Source organism: Dickeya sp. Secpp 1600 (genome assembly GCF_003049805.1).
Lineage (GTDB): Bacteria > Pseudomonadota > Gammaproteobacteria > Enterobacterales > Enterobacteriaceae > Dickeya > Dickeya fangzhongdai.
This window is the reverse complement of sequence record NZ_CP023484.1, coordinates 3,169,329-3,188,589: the sequence shown is the minus strand read 5'-3', so window position 1 is coordinate 3,188,589 and position 19,261 is coordinate 3,169,329. Positions and strand designations below refer to the sequence as shown.

Annotated in this window: 20 protein-coding genes; 19 read left to right on the top strand and 1 reads right to left on the bottom strand. The window is 57.5% G+C overall.

Features of this window, described 5'->3' with window-relative positions:
* The first annotated feature begins 6 nt into the window (after positions 1-6).
* From fabG to CPA59_RS13965, 18 genes are all read left to right on the top strand, one after another.
* Complete coding sequence (gene fabG / locus CPA59_RS14050) at positions 7-741, top strand: 3-oxoacyl-ACP reductase FabG (protein WP_013318435.1); 735 nt, start codon at positions 7-9, stop codon at positions 739-741.
* A gap of 154 nt (positions 742-895) precedes the next feature.
* The gene (acpP, locus tag CPA59_RS14045; protein ID WP_012765204.1) at positions 896-1,132 is read left to right on the top strand and encodes an acyl carrier protein; all 237 of its coding nucleotides are present in this window, start codon (positions 896-898) and stop codon (positions 1,130-1,132) included.
* Positions 1,133-1,213: 81 nt separating this feature from the next.
* Entirely contained in the window at positions 1,214-2,452 is a 1,239-nt protein-coding gene (gene fabF / locus CPA59_RS14040) for a beta-ketoacyl-ACP synthase II (RefSeq protein ID WP_038919517.1), read from the top strand.
* Between the two features lie 124 nt (positions 2,453-2,576).
* Positions 2,577-3,380, top strand: a complete 804-nt coding sequence (gene pabC, locus CPA59_RS14035) for an aminodeoxychorismate lyase (protein WP_107759764.1) — start codon at positions 2,577-2,579, stop codon at positions 3,378-3,380.
* 6 nt (positions 3,381-3,386) lie between these two features.
* Positions 3,387-4,418, top strand: coding sequence for an endolytic transglycosylase MltG (gene mltG, locus CPA59_RS14030; protein WP_100849770.1), 1,032 nt, complete (start codon positions 3,387-3,389; stop codon positions 4,416-4,418).
* On the top strand, positions 4,408-5,052 hold the full coding sequence (gene tmk / locus CPA59_RS14025) for a dTMP kinase (protein ID WP_107759762.1): 645 nt from the start codon (positions 4,408-4,410) through the stop codon (positions 5,050-5,052). The genes mltG and tmk overlap by 11 nt, the downstream gene beginning before the upstream one ends.
* A 7-nt stretch (positions 5,053-5,059) precedes the next feature.
* Positions 5,060-6,070, top strand: coding sequence for a DNA polymerase III subunit delta' (holB, locus tag CPA59_RS14020; RefSeq protein ID WP_049855073.1), 1,011 nt, complete (start codon positions 5,060-5,062; stop codon positions 6,068-6,070).
* A 19-nt stretch (positions 6,071-6,089) separates the two neighbouring features.
* Positions 6,090-6,884 carry a metal-dependent hydrolase gene (locus CPA59_RS14015; RefSeq protein WP_038668027.1) on the top strand — a complete coding sequence of 265 codons (795 nt, stop codon included), beginning with the start codon at positions 6,090-6,092 and terminating at the stop codon, positions 6,882-6,884.
* 316 nt (positions 6,885-7,200) lie between these two features.
* Positions 7,201-8,634 carry a PTS glucose transporter subunit IIBC gene (ptsG, locus tag CPA59_RS14010; RefSeq protein WP_049855074.1) on the top strand — a complete coding sequence of 478 codons (1,434 nt, stop codon included), beginning with the start codon at positions 7,201-7,203 and terminating at the stop codon, positions 8,632-8,634.
* A gap of 283 nt (positions 8,635-8,917) precedes the next feature.
* A complete protein-coding gene (locus tag CPA59_RS14005; protein WP_107759760.1) occupies positions 8,918-9,979 on the top strand; it encodes a malate/lactate/ureidoglycolate dehydrogenase in 1,062 nt (353 codons plus the stop codon).
* 113 nt (positions 9,980-10,092) lie between these two features.
* The gene (gene hinT / locus CPA59_RS14000; protein WP_107759758.1) at positions 10,093-10,443 is read left to right on the top strand and encodes a purine nucleoside phosphoramidase; all 351 of its coding nucleotides are present in this window, start codon (positions 10,093-10,095) and stop codon (positions 10,441-10,443) included.
* Positions 10,444-10,450: 7 nt separating this feature from the next.
* A complete protein-coding gene (locus CPA59_RS13995) occupies positions 10,451-10,834 on the top strand; it encodes a YcfL family protein (protein WP_038919509.1) in 384 nt (127 codons plus the stop codon).
* A 21-nt stretch (positions 10,835-10,855) separates the two neighbouring features.
* Positions 10,856-11,446 carry a penicillin-binding protein activator LpoB gene (gene lpoB / locus CPA59_RS13990; protein ID WP_038668036.1) on the top strand — a complete coding sequence of 197 codons (591 nt, stop codon included), beginning with the start codon at positions 10,856-10,858 and terminating at the stop codon, positions 11,444-11,446.
* Positions 11,424-12,287 carry a phosphotransferase gene (locus tag CPA59_RS13985; RefSeq protein WP_107759756.1) on the top strand — a complete coding sequence of 288 codons (864 nt, stop codon included), beginning with the start codon at positions 11,424-11,426 and terminating at the stop codon, positions 12,285-12,287. The genes lpoB and CPA59_RS13985 overlap by 23 nt, the downstream gene beginning before the upstream one ends.
* A 96-nt stretch (positions 12,288-12,383) precedes the next feature.
* Positions 12,384-13,409, top strand: a complete 1,026-nt coding sequence (gene nagZ, locus CPA59_RS13980) for a beta-N-acetylhexosaminidase (RefSeq protein WP_107759754.1) — start codon at positions 12,384-12,386, stop codon at positions 13,407-13,409.
* Positions 13,410-13,444: 35 nt separating this feature from the next.
* A complete protein-coding gene (gene ycfP / locus CPA59_RS13975) occupies positions 13,445-13,987 on the top strand; it encodes an alpha/beta hydrolase YcfP (protein WP_038668043.1) in 543 nt (180 codons plus the stop codon).
* Positions 13,988-14,281: 294 nt separating this feature from the next.
* A complete protein-coding gene (locus CPA59_RS13970; protein ID WP_038919504.1) occupies positions 14,282-15,589 on the top strand; it encodes an NAD(P)/FAD-dependent oxidoreductase in 1,308 nt (435 codons plus the stop codon).
* 354 nt (positions 15,590-15,943) lie between these two features.
* Positions 15,944-16,483 (top strand): glycine zipper 2TM domain-containing protein, encoded by a 540-nt coding sequence (locus CPA59_RS13965; protein WP_038919503.1) that lies wholly within the window; start codon positions 15,944-15,946, stop codon positions 16,481-16,483.
* A gap of 74 nt (positions 16,484-16,557) precedes the next feature.
* Here the strand turns inward: CPA59_RS13965 and CPA59_RS13960 are convergent, their stop codons facing one another.
* On the bottom strand, positions 16,558-17,631 hold the full coding sequence (locus tag CPA59_RS13960; RefSeq protein WP_038921029.1) for a LacI family DNA-binding transcriptional regulator: 1,074 nt from the start codon (positions 17,629-17,631) through the stop codon (positions 16,558-16,560).
* A gap of 303 nt (positions 17,632-17,934) precedes the next feature.
* Here CPA59_RS13960 and CPA59_RS13955 point away from each other — a divergent pair, with 303 nt between their 5' ends.
* Positions 17,935-19,233 (top strand): MFS transporter, encoded by a 1,299-nt coding sequence (locus tag CPA59_RS13955; RefSeq protein WP_107759752.1) that lies wholly within the window; start codon positions 17,935-17,937, stop codon positions 19,231-19,233.
* The last annotated feature ends 28 nt before the right edge of the window (positions 19,234-19,261 follow it).

The window sequence follows — 19,261 nt, the reverse complement described above, 5'->3', positions numbered from 1 at the left end:
AAGATAATGAATTTTGAAGGAAAAATTGCCCTGGTGACGGGCGCAAGTCGTGGCATTGGTCGGGCGATTGCCGAGACGCTGGCTGCCCGCGGCGCCACCGTAATCGGTACGGCCACCAGCGACAAAGGGGCGGCGGATATCAGCGAGTGGCTGGGGCCGAAAGGCAAAGGCTATGCGCTGAACGTTACGGATAGCGCCTCGATTGAAAGCGTTTTAGCCAGCATCAAAGAAGCGTTCGGCGATATTGATATTCTGGTGAATAACGCCGGTATTACGCGTGATGATCTGATGATGCGTATGAAAGACGAAGCCTGGCAGGAAGTGCTGGATACCAACCTGAGCTCCGTTTTCCGGCTGTCCAAGGCGGTGCTGCGCGCCATGATGAAAAAACGTTTTGGCCGCATCATCACTGTAGGGTCTGTCATCGGTTCCCGCGGCAACGCCGGTCAGGCCAACTATGCCGCCGCCAAGGCTGGACTGGTTGGCTTTAGCAAATCGCTGGCGCAGGAAGTCGCGTCTCGCGGCATCACGGTTAACGTGGTGGCGCCGGGCTTTATCGAAACCGATATGACGCGGGCATTGACAGAAGAACAGCGTGTGGGCATTTTGGCGAATGTTCCTGCCAACCGTCTGGGTGATGCGAAAGAAATCGCTAGCGCTGTAGCGTTTTTAGCCTCTGATGAGGCGGGTTACATTACTGGCGAAACATTGCATGTCAATGGTGGCATGTATATGATCTGATAAGCAACACCGTAATTTGCGTTAATTTGCAGCGAAAACTGCAAAAAGCACAAAATCTTGGTTCGACCAGTCTTGATTTTGTTGCATCTTTTTCAACATTTTATACACTACGAAAACCATCGCGAAAGCGAGTTTTGATAGGAAATTTAAGAGTATGAGCACTATCGAAGAACGCGTTAAGAAAATCATCGTTGAACAGCTGGGCGTTAAGCCGGAAGAAGTCGTGAACAATGCCTCTTTCGTTGATGACCTGGGCGCTGATTCTCTTGACACTGTTGAGCTGGTAATGGCATTGGAAGAAGAATTCGATACCGAGATCCCAGACGAAGAAGCTGAAAAAATCACGACTGTTCAGGCAGCCATCGATTTTATTCAGGCTAATCAGCAGTAATCGAACATATCTAGGCGGTCGCTCGACCGCCTAAGTTTTCTTCTACCTCAGTATCTTTTTTTCCCTCCCTGGAGGATCAGCGTGTCTAAGCGTCGAGTAGTTGTGACTGGTCTGGGCATGTTATCTCCTGTCGGCAATACAGTAGCGTCAACCTGGAATGCTCTGCTTGCCGGTCAGAGTGGCATCAGCCTGATTGATCATTTCGATACTAGTGCCTATGCAACGCGTTTTGCTGGCTTAGTAAAAGACTTTAATAGTGAAGATTTCATCCCGCGCAAAGAAGCGCGCAAGATGGATGCCTTTATTCAATACGGGGTTGCAGCCGGCATTCAGGCCATGCAGGATTCAGGCCTTGAGGTGACGGAAGCCAATGCGAGTCGTATCGGAGCCGCTATCGGGTCAGGTATTGGTGGTCTGGGGCTGATTGAGGAAAACCATGGCGCGCTGGTGCATGGTGGCCCGCGTAAAATCAGTCCGTTCTTTGTGCCATCCACCATTGTCAACATGGTCGCCGGGCACCTGAGCATCATGTTCGGCTTGCGTGGTCCAACCATTTCCATTGCCACCGCATGTACTTCTGGTGTGCATAACATCGGCCACGCTGCGCGCATTATCGCGTATAACGATGCCGATGTTATGTTGGCCGGCGGGGCGGAAAAAGCCAGTACGCCGCTGGGTGTTGGCGGATTCGGCGCAGCGCGCGCCCTGTCGACCCGCAACGATAATCCGCAGGCGGCAAGCCGTCCGTGGGACAAAGATCGCGATGGCTTCGTGCTGGGCGACGGCGCCGGCATTCTGGTGCTGGAAGAATATGAGCATGCCAAAAAGCGCGGAGCGAAAATCTACGCTGAAATCGTCGGTTTTGGCATGAGCAGCGACGCCTACCATATGACGTCTCCGCCGGAGAATGGCGCTGGCGCGGCGCTGGCGATGGAAAATGCCTTGCGTGATGCAGGTATTACCACGGAGCAGGTGGGTTATATCAATGCGCACGGTACGTCCACGTCGGCGGGTGATAAAGCCGAAGCACAAGCGGTGAAATCGGTTTTCGGTGCGGATACTCGCGTACTGGTCAGCTCGACCAAGTCCATGATCGGTCACCTGTTGGGGGCTGCGGGCGCGGTGGAGTCGATCTTCTGTATTATGGCGTTGCGCGATAAGGCTGTTCCGCCGACCATCAACCTGGATAACCCGGATGAAGGCTGCGATCTGGATTTCGTGGCGCACGAAGCTCGTCAGGTGGCCAATATGGAATACACGTTGTGTAACTCCTTTGGTTTCGGCGGCACCAACGGTTCCGTGGTGTTCCGCAAAGTCTGATGCGATGTTTTAATGAAGAGCCCGGTTCTGCCGGGCTTTTTTTTGTCTGACTGAAAATCGGATATTGCCGCTTGCTGGACGCCCAGACGACTGACAGGCTTGCACCCTGGCCGAGGAGACGAATATGTGGTGGATTGACGGAAAAGCGGAGCAATGCCTGCCGGTATCGGATCGCAGCGTACAGTTTGGCGACGGCTGTTTTACCACGGCCAGGGTTGTGAACGGCCGTATTGTATGGCTGGAGCGACATATTCGGCGGTTGCAGCAGGCGGCGGAAAAATTGTTGTTGCCCGACCCGGACTGGCAGCGACTGAGCGACGAGATGCAGCAGGCCGCCGAGGGCCGCGTTGACGGCGTGGTGAAAGCCATCATCAGTCGGGGCAACGGCGGCCGCGGCTACAGCTCGGCGGGATGCCACAAACCGGTGCGCATTGTTATGCAGGCGGCGTACCCACAACACTACGCCCAATGGCGTCAGGACGGCATCCGACTGGCGCTGAGTCCGGTTCCGCTGGCGCAGAGCGCCTGGCTGGCGGGGATAAAGCATCTAAACCGGCTGGAGCAGGTGTTCATCCGCATGCATCTTGAACAGTCCGGCGCTGATGAGGCGCTGGTGCTTGACACCTCCGGGGCGCTGGTGGAATGCTGTGCGGCTAATTTATTCTGGCGCAAGGGAAAGCGGGTTTTCACGCCGGATGTATCGCTTGCCGGCGTTGACGGCGTCGCGCGTCGGCATATTATGGCGCTGTTGTCGGCATCGGCGTTTGAGCTGCATGTGGTGACTGAACCGCTGGAAACGCTGGCGGACGCAGACGAAGTGCTGGTGTGCAATGCGTTGATGCCGGTGATACCCGTAAACCAGGCGCATAGCTGGTGTTATCGCTCACGAGAGTTGTTCGACTTTCTGAGCCCTAACTGTGAGTCATGATGTGTTATGAAGAGAATAAAATGGGGTCTTGGGATTATTGTTCTGCTGGCGCTCGGTGCCTGGTGGGGCTGGAAACAGATACAGCACCTTGCCGATTCACCGTTGGCTATCAGACAGGAAACCATTTTTACTCTCCCGGCCGGCACCAATCGTGAAGCGCTAAAAGAGCTGCTGGTAGAACAACAAATTATTGGCGCCAGCGGCTGGTTCCCCTGGTTGCTGCATCTGGAGCCGGAGCTGGCGGCGTTTAAGGCCGGGACCTATCGGCTGACGCCTGCGATGACGGTGCGCGACATGCTGGCGTTGCTGGCCAGCGGCAAAGAAGCTCAGTTTTCGCTGCGGTTTGTGGAAGGTTCGCGCCTGAAAGACTGGCAGGAAACGCTGAAGTCGGCGCCTTATCTCAAGCACACGTTGGATGATAAAACACCGCAGGAAATCGCCGAAGCGATGGGGTTGAAAGACAAGCCTAACCCCGAAGGCTGGTTTTATCCGGATACGTATCTGCACACTGCGGGCATGAGCGACAAGTCGATCCTGCAGCGCGCTCACCAGCGGATGACGAAAATGCTCAATGACGTCTGGCAGGGGCGAGACGAAGGGTTACCCTATAAAACCCCGGACGACCTGTTGGTGATGGCGTCGCTGATTGAAAAAGAAACCGCTATTAATGAAGAGCGGCCGCTGGTGGCCTCGGTATTTATCAATCGCCTGCGCGCCGGTATGCGGTTGCAGACCGACCCGACGGTGATCTACGGCATGGGGGACAGCTATAACGGCACCATTACCCGCAGTGCGCTGGAGGCTCCCACGCCTTACAATACCTATGTCATCAGCGGGTTGCCGCCCACGCCGATTGCCATGCCGGGCAAGGCGTCCCTCGAAGCAGCCGCGCATCCGGCCAAAACCGGCTATCTCTATTTTGTGGCCGACGGCAAGGGTGGACACAAATTTACCACCAACCTGAACGATCATAACCGCGCCGTGCAGGCGTATCGTTCCGCGCAGGCTGCCGCCGGAAAGGAAAAGAATGAACAGTAAATTTATCGTAATTGAAGGTCTGGAAGGCGCGGGTAAGACCAGCGCTCATACGGTGGTGGTGGACACGCTGCGGACATTCGGCATTGATGACATTGTGTTTACCCGTGAGCCCGGCGGCACGCCGCTGGCAGAAAAGCTGCGCGAGTTGATCAAACAGGGCGTGGCGGATGAAAAGCTGACAGATAAGGCCGAACTGCTGATGCTGTATGCGGCGCGCGTGCAGCTGGTGGATAACGTGATTCGACCGGCGCTAGCCCGCGGCGCCTGGGTTGTGGGCGATCGGCACGATCTCTCTTCCCAGGCCTATCAGGGCGGCGGCCGGGGTATCGATGCGCGATTGATGACCTCGCTGCGGGATACCGTGCTGGGCGATTTCCGCCCTGACTTAACGTTGTATCTGGATATTTCGCCTGAGCTGGGGCTTAAACGCGCCCGCCAGCGCGGCGCGCTGGATCGCATCGAGCAGGAGTCGCTGGCGTTTTTCGAGCGCACCCGCGCCCGCTATCAGCAACTGGCGGCGGCCGACGCTTCTATCGTGACGATTGATGCATCCCGCGACCTGGCGCTGGTCAATGCCGACATCCGTCAGGTCTTGTCTGACTGGCTGCGGCAACTGAACGAGCGAGGGGAGTGAGCGACTGATGGAGTGGTATCCCTGGCTGAATGCGCCTTACCGCCAGTTGCTGGCGTCGCATCAGGCGGAGCGCGGCCATCATGCGCTGTTGCTGCATGCTATCGACGGTATGGGCGACGCCTCGCTGGCGTACGCATTCAGCCGCTGGCTGCTGTGTCAGCAGCCGGATGGCGCAAAGAGCTGCGGACGCTGCCACTCCTGTGAGTTGATGAACGCCGGCACCCATCCGGACTGGCATACCCTCAGCCCGGAAAAAGGTAAGCACAGTCTGGGCGTTGACGCGGTGCGCGATGCGTTAGAGCAAGTGTACCAGCGCTCGCGGCAGGGTGGTGCGAAGGTGGTTTGGCTGCCGCAGGCGGAAAGCCTGACCGAAGCGGCGGCCAATGCGCTGCTGAAGACGTTGGAAGAGCCGCCGGCGCAAACCTATTTTCTGCTGGGATGCCGCGAACCGGGACGGTTGCTGGCGACGATGCGCAGTCGCTGCCTGCATTTGTACCTGGATGTGCCGGCTGAGCCGCAAGGGATGCAATGGCTGCGCGGACGCGGACATCATGATGAGCTGGCGCTGCAGACCGCGTTGCGACTGGCGGCGGGGGCGCCGCTGGCCGCTGAAGCATTGCTGCAGCCGGATAGCTGGAAAGCGCGTCAGGCGGTTTGCCAGCAGCTGGCGCAGAGCCTGCAGTCCAGTGATGCGCTGGCGCTGTTGCCGGCACTCAATCATGATGACGCCGATCGTCGTATTCACTGGGTGAGTACGCTGTTGCTGGATGCGCTGAAATGGCGCCATCAGGCTGCCGATCAGCGGACCAACCTGGATCAGGCGCCGCTGGCGGCGCAATTGGCGTCACAGCTGGGCGACGCCCGCCTGCACCACGGCCTGCGGCGCTGGCTGCACTGTCGTCACCAACTGTTGTCGGTGACGGGCGTTAACCGCGAGTTGTTATTGACGGAACTGTTGCTGGCGTGGGAGAGCCTGTTGTCGTCTCCGACGCTGCCGGTGTCGTCATCTTTTTCCTGAATACCGGATACCCTTGATTATGTTGTTAGTTGATTCCCACTGCCACCTTGATGGTTTGGATTATCAGTCGCTGCACAAAGACGTGTCTGACGTGCTGAACAAGGCTCGTGAGCGCGAGGTAGGCTTTTTTCTGGCGGTGGCGACCACCTTACCGGGATTCCGCGCCATGACCGAATTGATCGGCGAACGCGACAATGTGGCGTTTTCCTGCGGCGTGCATCCGCTCAGTCAGGAAGAGCCGTACGATTTCGCCGAGCTGCGCACACTGGCGGCCTTACCGTCGGTTGTCGCACTGGGGGAAACCGGGCTGGATTACTATTATCAGCAAGATACCATCCCGCAGCAGCAGGCATCGTTTCGCGAACATATTCGCGTTGGCCGGGCGCTGAATAAGCCGGTGATTGTGCATACCCGTTCCGCCCGTGAAGATACGCTTGCCATCCTGCGTGAGGAAAAAGCGGACGAATGCGGCGGCGTGCTGCACTGCTTTACCGAAGATCGGGAAACAGCGGAGAAACTGCTGGATTTGGGGTTCTATATTTCCTTTTCCGGGATTGTGACTTTCCGTAATGCCGACGCATTGCGCGACGTCGCGCGTTACGTGCCGCTGGACCGGCTGCTGATTGAAACCGATTCCCCGTGGCTGGCGCCGGTTCCCTACCGCGGCAAGGAGAATCAGCCCGCCTACGTGCGCGATGTGGCTGAATATCTGGCTGTACTCAAAAATGTCAGTCTTGAACAGTTGGCATCCACCACTACCGAAAATTTTGCTCGGCTATTCCACATTGATGCAGCGCGGTTGACCGTGGCCTGATACTGGTTGAGAATACGCGAGTTTTTTTTGGCTTCGTAATTAATCGCTGATAATCCCTGCCATTTGCAGCTTGCGCTGTACGGTGGCGGGGTTAATTTTTAGCGTTAGATCACAAACCATAAGACTTCTGATAGTAACGTGGGTTTCCCATGAGTTGAAACGTGACTGCTATCAAACATTTGATGCAACATTTATTTTACTCTGCGTAAAAATTAATGAGGATGCATATCACATCCCGACCGCGTGAAGGATGACCTCCCCACCTTCATGCGAACTGTCAGAAGTAGAAGCACTATTACTCAGGAGCACTCTCTATATGTTCAAGAATGCATTTGCAAACCTACAAAAAGTAGGTAAATCGCTGATGCTGCCAGTATCCGTGCTGCCTATCGCCGGTATTCTGCTGGGCGTCGGGTCGGCCAACTTTAGCTGGCTGCCGGCGGTTGTTTCCAGCGTGATGGCGCAGGCGGGCGATTCGGTTTTTGCCAACATGCCGTTGATTTTTGCTATCGGCGTAGCGTTGGGCTTCACCAATAATGACGGCGTGTCCGCGCTGGCTGCGGTGGTGGCTTACGGCATTATGGTGAAAACCATGGCGGTGGTTGCGCCGCTGGTGCTGCATATGTCGCCGGCAGATATCGCCGCTAACCACATGGCCGACACCGGCGTGCTGGGGGGGATTATCGCCGGTGCGATTGCCGCCTACATGTTCAACCGCTTTTACCGCATCCGCTTGCCGGAATACCTGGGCTTCTTTGCCGGTAAGCGCTTTGTGCCGATCATCTCCGGCCTGACCGCCATCATTGTCGGTGTGGCGCTGTCGTTCATTTGGCCGCCGGTGGGCAGCGCGATTCAGACTTTCTCTCAATGGGCCGCTTACCAGAACCCGGTGCTGGCGTTCGGTATCTACGGCATCGTTGAGCGTAGTCTGGTGCCGTTCGGTCTGCACCATATCTGGAACGTGCCGTTCCAGATGCAGGTCGGCGAGTTCACCAACGCTGCGGGTCAGGTGTTCCACGGCGATATTCCGCGCTATATGGCGGGCGACCCGACTGCGGGTAAACTGTCTGGCGGTTTCCTGTTCAAAATGTATGGTCTGCCGGCCGCCGCGCTCGCTATCTGGCATTCGGCTAAACCGGAAAATCGCGCCAAAGTGGGCGGCATCATGATCTCCGCTGCGCTGACCGCGTTCCTGACCGGTATCACCGAGCCGATCGAGTTTTCCTTCATCTTCGTGGCGCCGATTCTGTATGTCATCCACGCGGTGCTGGCCGGTCTGGCGTTCCCGATCTGTATTCTGCTTGGCATGCGTGACGGCACCAGCTTCTCGCACGGTCTGATCGACTTCGTCGTACTGAGCGGCAACGGCAGCAAACTGTGGCTGTTCCCGATCGTCGGTCTGTGCTATGCCGCGGTGTACTACACCGTGTTCCGCGTGCTGATCGCCAAGCTGGATCTGAAAACCCCAGGCCGCGAAGAGTCTGCGTCCGAGCAGTCTGCTCAGGGCAACTCTGAAATGGCGGCGTCGCTGGTTTCCGCATTCGGCGGTAAAGAAAACATCACCAACCTGGATGCTTGTATCACTCGTCTGCGCGTCAGCGTGGGTGATGTGTCCAAAGTTGACCAGGCCGAGCTGAAGAAACTGGGCGCGGCGGGCGTGGTGGTGGCCGGTTCCGGCGTGCAGGCGATCTTCGGCACCAAGTCCGATAACCTGAAAACCGATATGGACGATTACATCCGTAATCACTGAAATATCCGTAACCACTGACGGATTACGGGGAGTTGACGAAAAGGGGCTACGGCCCCTTTTTTACATTCTGCATTTTTACATCCCGCTCTTTTATATTCTAAAACGCCTCCCGGCAGGACAGAATCGTTTCCCCTCACCGGAAGTTCGGCAGTAGGATAACTGATGCTGCCGTGCGTGATACGCCCGTTGTCAGTCACGACAGTGGATAACCAACGCCGCTCTGCCCATAACAACATCGTCTATCAGCGGCGTACCACAACATCATTCTTTCAGAGGGAACAGTATGCGGATTTCAGCTGAGCGTTTAACGCAGATAGCCTATGAACTGTTACGTAACACCGGGTGTGACCACGACGAGGCCGAGTGCGTGGCGCTTCATCTGGTTGGCGCGAATCTCAAGGGGCACGACAGCCACGGAGTCGGCATGTTGCCGGAATACGTCAGTTTCATCGCGCAGGGCATCATGCATCCCAACACCCCGGCCCGTTTGCTGCAGGATGGCGGCGCGGTGCTGCAGTTCTCCGGCGATCGCGGGTTCGGGCAGCGCACCGGGCGCGAAGCGATGCAAGCGGCGATTGAACGGGTGAAGACCACCGGTATTTGCCTGATGACGCTGGCGTCGACCTGTCATCTGGGGCGTATCGGCACCTACGGCGAAATGGCGGCGCAGGCCGGTCTGATTTCGATTCACTTCGTTAATGTCGGCGATATCGCGCCGCTGGTGGCGCCGTTTGGCGGCAGCGAGGCGCGTTTTGGCACCAACCCGATCTGTATTGCCTTCCCAGGCAGCGACGACAACCCCGATTTTATTCTGGACTTCGCCACCAGCATTGTGGCGCTGGGTAAAACGCGCGTGGCCTGGCTGGCGGGGAAAATCTTTTATGAGCCGGTGATGCTGGACAGCGACGGACGCCCGAGCGCCGATCCGCGGGTGATGTGGGAAGGCGAGGCGACCGGCGCGTTGCTGCCGATCGCGCGTCACAAGGGCGGCGGCCTGATTCTGGCGGCGGAACTGCTGGCGGGCATTTTGTCCGGCGGCGGCACCATTCAGCCGGGCAATGCGCGCGAAGGCGCCATCGTCAACAACATGACCACCATTGTGATCGATCCGTCTAAACTGGTGGGGATGGCGTGGCTGAAGCAGGAGTACGATGCCATGTTGGCGTATGTCCGCGCCTCGCGCTTGCCGGATCCGTCCGTGCCGATTCTGATTGCCGGCGAACCGGAACGTCAGGCCCGTCAGCAGCGTCAGGCTGAGGGCATCACCATTTCCGAGGGAGAGTGGCGGAAAATTACCGACGCCGGGTGTTCTCTGGGGATGCCGGCGGCATTTTTCGCGGCATAACGCCGGTGCTACGCGTGGCGAGCACCGACAAAGAGAGTTGAAAAGTATTGGATTTATCACTCATACTGCAAGCCGCATCGCTGAACAGCGCTCGTTTTTAAAGGAACTGTGTTATGGCTGAAGAAACCATTTTCAGTAAAATCATTCGTCGGGAAATCCCCGCCGATATCGTGTATCAGGATGAACTGGTGACTGCCTTTCGCGACATCGCGCCACGTACCCCCACCCACATTCTGATTGTGCCGAATATCCTGATCCCCACCGTGAATGACACCGCGCCGGAGCATGAAGCGGCGCTCGGCCGTATGATCACCGTCGCGGGCAGTATTGCCCGTCAGGAAGGGATTGCGGATGACGGCTACCGTCTGATCATCAACTGCAATCGCCACGGCGGTCAGGAGGTGTATCACATCCATATGCATCTGCTGGGCGGTCGCCCGCTGGGGCCGTTGCTGGCCGGTTGATGCGGTCATGCGCGTATTCTCATCAGGCGCATTGGCCGCCTTGCTGCTGGGCATGTCGCTTGTCGGATGCAGCAAGACGGCCAGTCTGACCATTAATTCCAAACAGACGCTGGTGCTGGACGCCTCGGTGATGGCGGCCGGCATTAGCGCCTCTCGTCCGTCGCTGTCGCGCGGCGGTGCGGGTCAGCAGGCGTCGGCCCGTATCAGCAATACGTCGGGGCAGCCGGTGACGCTGCACTACCGTTTTTACTGGTATGATCAGCAGGGGCTGGATGTGCCGCCGCTGGGTGTCAGCCAGACGGCGGTGATCCCTGCCCATACGGATATCTCCCTTGTTGCCACGCATGCTGACCCGGCAGCCAGCCAGGTACGGCTTTATCTTTTTCTCTGATGCGTGATTGAGAGGACAGACATGAAAAAATATCTTGGCATCGTGCTGATGGCGCTGGTGATTGCCGGCTGTACCAGCCGTGCGCCGCAAACGGAACAACCGGCCACTATCGAGCCCGCCGTCCCCGCACCGTCGAAACCGCAGTTGCCGCCGGCAGAAAGTCAGCCATTGCCGACGCCGCCGAAGATTCAGGTACCGGTGTTGGACTGGTCGGCCGCGGCTACGCCGTTGGTGGGGCAGATGGTGAAAACCGACGGCATCGCCAGGGGCAGTATTTTGCTGCTGAACAAGCTTAAAAATAACACCAACGGTTCGCTGCAGACCGCTCAGGCGACTACCGCGCTGTATAACGCGCTGGCGTCTTCCGGGCAGTTTACGATGGTGTCTCGCGAACAACTGGGCGTTGCCCGGCAGTCGCTGGGATTATCGGAAGAAGACAGTCTGGAGTCGCGCAGCAAAGCGGTGGGGTTGGCCCGCTATGTCGGCGCGCAATACGTGCTGTATGCCGACGCCAGCGGGGACGTGAAGTCACCGGATCTGTCGATGCAACTGATGCTGGTGCAGACCGGCGAAATCGTCTGGTCCGGCAATGGTACGGTTCGCCAGCAGTGAGGCGCTGAACGCGCTGTTGCAGCAGGCTCTGCCGGCGGTAGCGACCGCCGGTTTTTATTTACAGCCGGTCAACGGCCTTAGTCACCAGAGCTGGCGCGTTCATTCTCCGGCAGGGCTGTGGCTGGCGCGCGGCGAAACGCCGCAGGGGCGCCAGCTTGGCACCTCCCGACAGCGTGAATTTCATGTGCTGCGGCACCTGGCCGGGCAGTCGCTGGCGCCGCATCCGGTGTGCTGGCGCGATGGCTGGTTGCTGGTGCAGTGGCTGGCGGGCGAGCCGGCCGATGAGCGCCAGTTGGCGCAGGCGCTGGCGGAAGGACCGCTGGCGGCGATGCTGGCGCGTCTGCATCATCAGCCGCGTTATGGCTATCCGTTGCCGTTGAAACGCCTGATGGCGCATCACTGGCACCATATGGACCCGGCCCGCCGCTCGCCGCGTCTGAGGCGCGTCTATCAGCAGGTGGTGGATAAGCCGTTGCCGACGCCGTTACTGATCGCGCCGCTGCATCTGGATGTGCATCCCGGCAACCTGCTGCGTACCGAGGCCGGCTGGCGATTGATTGACTGGGAGTACGCGGCGGACGGCGATATCGGGCTGGAGCTGGCGTTGCTGTTCCGGTCCTGCGAGCTGGATGACGCGCGTCAGCAGGATTTTTTGCAGGCGTATTGCCAGCACTGGCGCCACCTGAACCCAGCGTCATTGCGGCGGCAGGCGGCACGCTGGCAATATTGGGTGGATTATCTGGTGCTGATGTGGTTCGAAGTCCGTTGGCGGCAGAGCGGTGAGGCGTATTACCGACAGACGGCTGACGCATGGCGGCGGGCGGCGGGATGGCGCGATTAAGCCTTTCCCTCTGAGGCGGGCGTTTGCGCGGGCCGTTTGATTATCAGGCCGATTTTTCCATCATGCCGATGTGGCAATCATACAGAAGGGGTGTTTGTGGGGCCGTTAATGTTAGATGTGGCCGGCTATGAGCTGGACGCGGAAGATCGCGAGGTGCTGGCGCATCCGCTGGTGGGGGGCGTGATCCTGTTTAGCCGTAACTTTCACGACGCCGACCAGTTGGCGGAACTGGTGCGTCAGATGCGTCGCGCCTCTCGCGAGCGGCTGGTGGTGTCGGTCGATCAGGAAGGCGGGCGCGTGCAGCGGTTTCGCGACGGTTTTACCGCGCTGCCGGCCGCGCAGTCGTTTGCCGCATTGAACCCGTTGCCGCAGGCGCAACTGCTGGCGGAAGAAGCGGGCTGGGTGATGGCGGCGGAGATGATCGCCATGGATATCGATGTCAGCTTTGCGCCGGTATTGGATGTCGGGCACCAGAGCGCGGCGATTGGCGACCGTTCCTTCCACGACGACCCGGACACCTTGCTGGCGGTGGTGGAGCGTTTTATTGCCGGCATGCGTGCCGCCGGTATGAAGGCGACAGGCAAGCATTTCCCCGGTCATGGCGCGGTAACGGCGGATTCCCATAAGGAAACGCCGCGGGACGAGCGGCCGCTGGCGCAAATTCGGGAACGGGATATGCGGGTGTTTCGGGAATTGATCGCCCGCCAGCAGTTAGATGCGGTGATGCCGGCGCACGTGATTTATACCGATGCCGATCCCCGCCCGGCCAGCGGGTCGCCCTACTGGCTTAAACAAGTGCTGCGTCAGGAGCTGGGATTTGGCGGCATCATCTTCTCGGATGATCTATCGATGGAAGGCGCAGCGGTGATGGGCGGTTACGCCGAACGCGCGCAGGCGGCGCTGGACGCGGGGTGCGACATGATTCTGGTATGTAACCAGCGTCAGGGCGCGATCAGCGTGTTGGATAACCTGTCTCCGGTCAAAGTACCGGGGTTGGAGACGCTCTATCATCGGGGGTTGATCACTCGCCGTGAACTGCTGAATTCATCGCGCTGGAAGCAGGCGACGTCGCAGTTGACGGCACTGAGTGAACGCTGGCAGGCGCATAAAGCCGCCGGTTAAATCACCTGCTAAATGAGGCTGGAGGGAAGGCACCGATGATCATTTATTTGCACGGTTTTGATTCAAGCAGTCCGGGTAATCATGAGAAAGTGCTGCAGTTGCAGTTCATCGACCCGGATGTCCGGCTGGTGAGCTACAGTACCCTGCATCCGCGCCATGATATGCAGCATCTGCTCAGGGAAGTGGACAAGATGCTGCAATTGAATGCGGATAACCGCCCGCTGATTTGCGGCGTCGGGCTGGGTGGCTTTTGGGCTGAACGCATCGGTTTCCTGTGTGATATCCGCCAGGTGATGTTCAATCCCAACCTGTTCCCGCAGGAAAACATGGAAGGCAAAATCGATCGTCCGGAAGAGTACGCAGACATCGCCACCAAGTGCGTGGAGAATTTCCGCGAGAAAAACCGCGATCGCTGTATGGTGGTGCTGTCGCGCCACGATGAAATGCTGAATAACCAGCGCAGCGCCTGTTTGCTGGGTGAATACTACGAAATCATCTGGAATGAGAGCGAAGGCCATAAATTCCGCGATATCTCGCCACACCTGCAACGCATCAAGGCGTTTAAATCACTGGGGTGATTTTTCCTCTACACTGTCTTTGTGGCTGTCAAACCCGCGTCAGGCTGGGGCGACAGCCGCTTTCCCTCTGCTGACCTGCTGCACTAACTTGTTGGATCTCAACGTCTAATTCTTCGCTCTGACGATCTGTAACTAAAATAAATTGATATAAATCAATTTTGGTATGACCAAATGACCTTACATGCTATTCTCATCGCATATATCCAATTTTCATTATCATAACCATATGTAATATAAGGATATTATTTTTTACCCTTTATTAACTATTGGTTCACAAATTTTCAGGGGGTCATTTTGACATCATTGCCAATCAAGAAAATCGTGATTGTCGGCGGTGGCGCCGGAGGGCTGGAGCTGGCAACCAGTCTGGGGCATAAGCTGGGTCGCAAGAAGAAGGCGGAAATAACACTGGTGGATCGCAACCACAGCCACCTGTGGAAACCGCTGCTGCACGAAGTGGCGACCGGCTCGCTGGATGATGATATGGATGCGCTGAGTTACCTGGCGCATGCCCGCAATCATCACTTCAATTTCCAGTTGGGTATGATGACCGACATCGACCGCGAGCAGCGTACCGTCCAACTGGCCGAAATCCGCGGCGAGCAGGGGGAACTGCTGGTGGCGGCCCGTTCACTGTCGTACGACATTCTGGTGGTGGCGCTGGGCAGCACCTCCAATGACTTCGGTACGCCGGGCGTCAAAGATCACTGCATTTTCCTGGACAACCCGAAACAAGCCCGCCGTTTCCATAACGAAATGCTCAATCTGTTCCTCAAGTTCTCCGCTTCTCAGGGGCAGCAGGAGAAGGTCAATATCGCGATTGTCGGAGGGGGCGCCACCGGGGTGGAGCTGTCCGCCGAACTGCACAACGCGGTGAAACAGCTGCACAGCTACGGTTTTGACAGCCTCAGCAATCAGGCGCTCAACGTCACGCTGGTGGAAGCCGGGGAACGTATTCTGCCGGCGCTGCCGCCGCGTATTTCTGCGGCTGCGCACCATGAACTGACCAAGCTTGGCGTGCGCGTGCTGACCAAAACCATGGTGACCAGCGCCCAGCAGAACGGCCTGAACACCAAGGACGGCGAGTTTATCGACGCCGACCTGATGGTATGGGCGGCGGGTATCAAGGCCGCCGACGCCATGAAGGACATTGCCGGTCTGGAAACCAACCGGATCAACCAGCTGGTGGTGGAGCCGACGCTGCAGACCACGCGCGATCCGGCTATTTTCGCCATCGGCGACTGTGCGTCCTGCCCACAGCCGGGCGGTGGCTTTGTGCCGCCACGCGCGCAGGCTGCGCATCAAATGGCGTCGCGCTGTTACAGCAACATCCTGGCGCTGATGAATAATCAGTCGCTGAAGCCTTACGTCTACAAAGACCACGGTTCGCTGGTGTCATTGTCTAAATTCAGCACCGTCGGTAGCCTGATGGGCAACCTGATGCGCGGTTCGGTGATGGTGGAAGGACGTATTGCCCGCTTCGTTTACATTTCGCTGTATCGCATGCACCAGATTGCGCTGCATGGCTACATCAAGACCGGCCTGATGATGTTGGTCGGCAGCATCAACCGGGTGATCCGCCCGCGTCTCAAACTGCATTAAGGCCGGATAGCTCTGGTCTGGCGTCTCGGTTGCCCGCTATTCGGCGGGCAACCTGTTATTCCCCGCTATATTGTTCACATCACAGAATAAAATATTGCACTAACACCAACTAAAGGTAAGAAAACTCTCAAATGTGACGGTTTTGTTATCTGTGCAACCCTTTTGAGGTAGAAATCCGATTGAGAGTACCTGGTGGATTAGGCAGACTTCATCACGTCAGGCGGCGTAGCGCGCACGCCGCGCCCCGGAAGGTGGGGCTTTCGGGTTAAAAGCCATCAGCCCGTTATGAGCCGTAAGAGCGCTCAACGCAGGGTGGAGTGGAGGATGCGTGGTTATTTATTCAGGAGGTTTCCTGTGAACAAGTCAATGTTAGCGGGTGTGGGTATTGGTATGGCTGCAGCTCTGGGTGTGGCAGCCGTCGCCAGTCTGGATGTGTTTGCGTCCAGACCGCAGTTTGCACAGGTGCTGACAGCAACACCTATCAAAGAAACCGTGAAAACGCCGCGTCAGGAATGCCGTAATGTCACCGTGACGCACCGCCAGCCGGTACAGGATGAAAACCGTATTGCCGGGTCATTGCTGGGCGCCGTGGCTGGCGGCGTGCTGGGGCATCAGTTCGGCAATGGCCGTGGCCGCGATGTGACGACGGTAGTCGGCGCGCTGGCCGGGGGATACGCCGGCAATCAGGTGCAGGGAAAAATGCAGGACGGTGATACCACCACCTCCACGCAACAGCGTTGCCAGACGGTGTATGACAAATCGCAGAAAGTGCTGGGTTATGATGTCACCTATAAAATCGGCGATCAGGAAGGAAAAGTGCGGATGGACCGCGATCCCGGCACTCGTATCCCGCTCGATCGCAACGGTCAGCTGATTCTCAGTCAGTCCAGCTGATGCGGCGGACAGGCAGGCCCGCGTTGTCACGCTGCTGACCGCGGGCCTGATGCCGTCGATACCGCCCGCCTGACTCATGCATCATATAAATCGGTATCCTGCACCGGCGAGTGGCGCTGGCTGGGCCGAATGCGTTTGACCGAATCTCTCACCGCCAGCGTACCGTTAAGCAGAATATTGCCGGTACCTCGTCCCGGCTGCATCAGCTGAAGCTGCAATAATCTCACCGCCTCTCGTCCCAACTCTTCACGCGGGATCAGCACCGATGTCAGCGGAATATCGTGCACCGCCGCCAGATTGGCGCCATCCATGCTCATGACCGATATATCCTGCGGCACGCGCAGCTTCGCTTTATGCAGCGCATTGACGGCGCCCACCGCCATAAAGTCGCCGCCCGCCAGTATGGCTGTAGGGTACTGTTCCCGCGGGCAGGCGGCCAGAAAATCAGTGACGGCCTGTTCCGTTTCCGCGCTGCCGAAGCCACGGGGCGTCAGTAAATGGATGTCGTCAATAAAAGGCAGGTTGTGCTGTTGATAGGCATCACGAATGCCCGCCAGTCGCCACTCCATGGTGTAGCGCCGCAGGCACAGCAGGGTCAGGATCTGACGGTGCCCCTGATCGATCAGATAGTTGGCGGCAAATTCGCCGATAAGCTGGTGCGCAGGCGACACGCCGGACAATTTCATTTTATTGTCGAGACAGTTGACCAGCACGCAGGGTTTGTTCAATTCGGCCGCCAGCGCGTGAATATAAGGATCGTCAATGCCGATCAGAATGGCGCCTTCGGTTTCCGGCGACGACATTTTTTCCAGAAACAGCGCCGCATCGCTGTCGTTTTCCGCCAGCCCGCAGTAGCGCAGGCGTACATCGTGCGAGTCCAGCGAGTCGAGAATCCCTTCCAGTACCTTATGGTAGAAAATATCCGCCCGGCGATTAAAAGCGCGCTCCGGCGCGAACACCGTCAGGCTATTAAGCAGCAAGCGGCCGGTGGCCAGATGATCCATCACGCCGTATTGCCGGGCAGAGGTCAGAATTCGCGTCCGTGCCGCATCGCTGGTATTGGATTTTCCCGCCAGCACCCGGGAAACGGTACTGACGGAGAAGCCGGTCTGCATGGCGATTTCACGAATTTTGAGGTTTTTTTTCATTTTGTGATCCCGTTCAATTTGAATCGTGAAAAAATTTTCATCACCAGAAAAATGGCGGCAGCCGGCGGATGAATGGCCGGAAATAATATATTTCGACGCTACCATGAAAATAGTTGCAAAAAAGTGAGTATCTCCGGCTTTTTAATTTTTCTACGCTGAATCGGTCGTGATTCTTCAGGCGTCATCACGCCGCGGAATACGCCGTCGCGACATAAAAATACTTATAAAAATCTGAAAATTAGAACATCAGGATGGTGTTGCGCCGGGAGGCGTTTCACTGTTGTCTGCCGCAAGGAGATCACCATGAGTCTCGACGTTAATTCCTCGCCCGTCATCAATGAAAAACGAAAGTTCAAACAATTGCGCTGGTGGATACTGGCGTTATTTCTGTTTGGCGTCACCGTTAATTATATTACCCGCAATTCGCTGGGTATTCTGGCGCCCGAATTAAAAACGGTGCTGAATATTACCACCGAGCAATACTCCTGGATTGTCGGCGCTTTTCAATTGGCCTATACGCTATTTCAGCCTTTATGCGGATGGCTGATCGACGTGATTGGATTAAAGCTGGGCTTCATGATCTGCGCCGTGATTTGGGCGCTGATGTGCCTGCTGCATGCCGGCGCCGGGAGCTGGGTGCAGCTTGCCATTTTGCGTTTCATGATGGGTGGAGCTGAAGCGGCGGCCACGCCGGCCAACGCCAAAACCATCGGCGAGTGGTTTCCCCGCCAGGAACGGCCCATCGCCGCCGGTTGGGCCGGCGTGGGCTTTTCCATCGGTGCGATGCTGGCGCCGCCCATTATCGTGGTCGCGCACTCCGCGTTCGGCTGGCAAGGGGCATTCCTGTTTGCCGGGGTGCTGGCGATGTTGTGGGTGGTGTTGTGGTGGCTGTTTTACCATAACCCGGGAGAACACCCGCGCCTGAGTAAAGAAGAACTGGCGTTTATCCGTCAGGACAATGAGCCGGAGCCGGTGAAACAACCGTTTTTTACCGCTATGAAAACGGTAATGAAAAACCGCCGTTTCTACGGCATCGCCATTCCCGCGTTTATGGCGGAACCCGCCTGGGCGGTGCTGAGTTTCTGGGTGCCGCTGTATCTGGCCAAAGAGCGTGGCATGGATTTGAAACAAATCGCCATGTTCGCCTGGCTGCCGTTTCTTGCCGCCGACTTCGGCAGTATCGCCAGCGGTTACCTGACCCGGCTCTACACCCGATGGTTTGGCTGTTCACGCATCAACTCGGTGGTGGGCAGTTCGGTGACCGGCGCGTTTCTGATGCTGTCGCTCGCGCTGGTCAGCGTGACCCAAAATCCCTATCTGGCCATCATCCTGATTTCGATTGGCGGATTCGGCCACCAAATCATTTCCTGCATGCTGAGCGCCGTCGTGGTGGATTCGTTCGATAAAGGCCAGATGGCGACGGTCAACGGTATGCGCGGCGCCAGCGCGTGGATTGCCAGCTTCCTGTTTTCACTATTGATTGGCGTTACCGCCGACAGGATTGGCTTCAGTCCGCTGTTTGTCGCCATGGGCTTTTTTGATTTATTCGGCGCGCTGTTCCTGATTGCGTTCATCGCGGAACGTCGCCAGCGCGCGCACTGACAGAACTTCCGAATAGACGAGTGATGCT

What these genes read in the sequence shown, in the direction of transcription:
- CPA59_RS13985 (WP_107759756.1), top strand. Translation starts at nt 11,424, where the DNA reads ATGGTACGGTTCGCCAGCAGTGAGGCGCTGAACGCGCTGTTGCAGCAG.
- CPA59_RS14005 (WP_107759760.1), top strand. Translation starts at nt 8,918, where the DNA reads ATGCGGATTTCAGCTGAGCGTTTAACGCAGATAGCCTATGAACTGTTA.
- hinT (WP_107759758.1), top strand. Translation starts at nt 10,093, where the DNA reads ATGGCTGAAGAAACCATTTTCAGTAAAATCATTCGTCGGGAAATCCCC.
- tmk (WP_107759762.1), top strand. Translation starts at nt 4,408, where the DNA reads ATGAACAGTAAATTTATCGTAATTGAAGGTCTGGAAGGCGCGGGTAAG.
- pabC (WP_107759764.1), top strand. Translation starts at nt 2,577, where the DNA reads ATGTGGTGGATTGACGGAAAAGCGGAGCAATGCCTGCCGGTATCGGAT.
- CPA59_RS13955 (WP_107759752.1), top strand. Translation starts at nt 17,935, where the DNA reads ATGAGTCTCGACGTTAATTCCTCGCCCGTCATCAATGAAAAACGAAAG.
- lpoB (WP_038668036.1), top strand. Translation starts at nt 10,856, where the DNA reads ATGAAAAAATATCTTGGCATCGTGCTGATGGCGCTGGTGATTGCCGGC.
- CPA59_RS14015 (WP_038668027.1), top strand. Translation starts at nt 6,090, where the DNA reads ATGTTGTTAGTTGATTCCCACTGCCACCTTGATGGTTTGGATTATCAG.
- fabG (WP_013318435.1), top strand. Translation starts at nt 7, where the DNA reads ATGAATTTTGAAGGAAAAATTGCCCTGGTGACGGGCGCAAGTCGTGGC.
- holB (WP_049855073.1), top strand. Translation starts at nt 5,060, where the DNA reads ATGGAGTGGTATCCCTGGCTGAATGCGCCTTACCGCCAGTTGCTGGCG.
- CPA59_RS13960 (WP_038921029.1), bottom strand. Translation starts at nt 17,631, where the DNA reads ATGAAAAAAAACCTCAAAATTCGTGAAATCGCCATGCAGACCGGCTTC.
- CPA59_RS13995 (WP_038919509.1), top strand. Translation starts at nt 10,451, where the DNA reads ATGCGCGTATTCTCATCAGGCGCATTGGCCGCCTTGCTGCTGGGCATG.
- ycfP (WP_038668043.1), top strand. Translation starts at nt 13,445, where the DNA reads ATGATCATTTATTTGCACGGTTTTGATTCAAGCAGTCCGGGTAATCAT.
- acpP (WP_012765204.1), top strand. Translation starts at nt 896, where the DNA reads ATGAGCACTATCGAAGAACGCGTTAAGAAAATCATCGTTGAACAGCTG.
- mltG (WP_100849770.1), top strand. Translation starts at nt 3,387, where the DNA reads ATGAAGAGAATAAAATGGGGTCTTGGGATTATTGTTCTGCTGGCGCTC.
- ptsG (WP_049855074.1), top strand. Translation starts at nt 7,201, where the DNA reads ATGTTCAAGAATGCATTTGCAAACCTACAAAAAGTAGGTAAATCGCTG.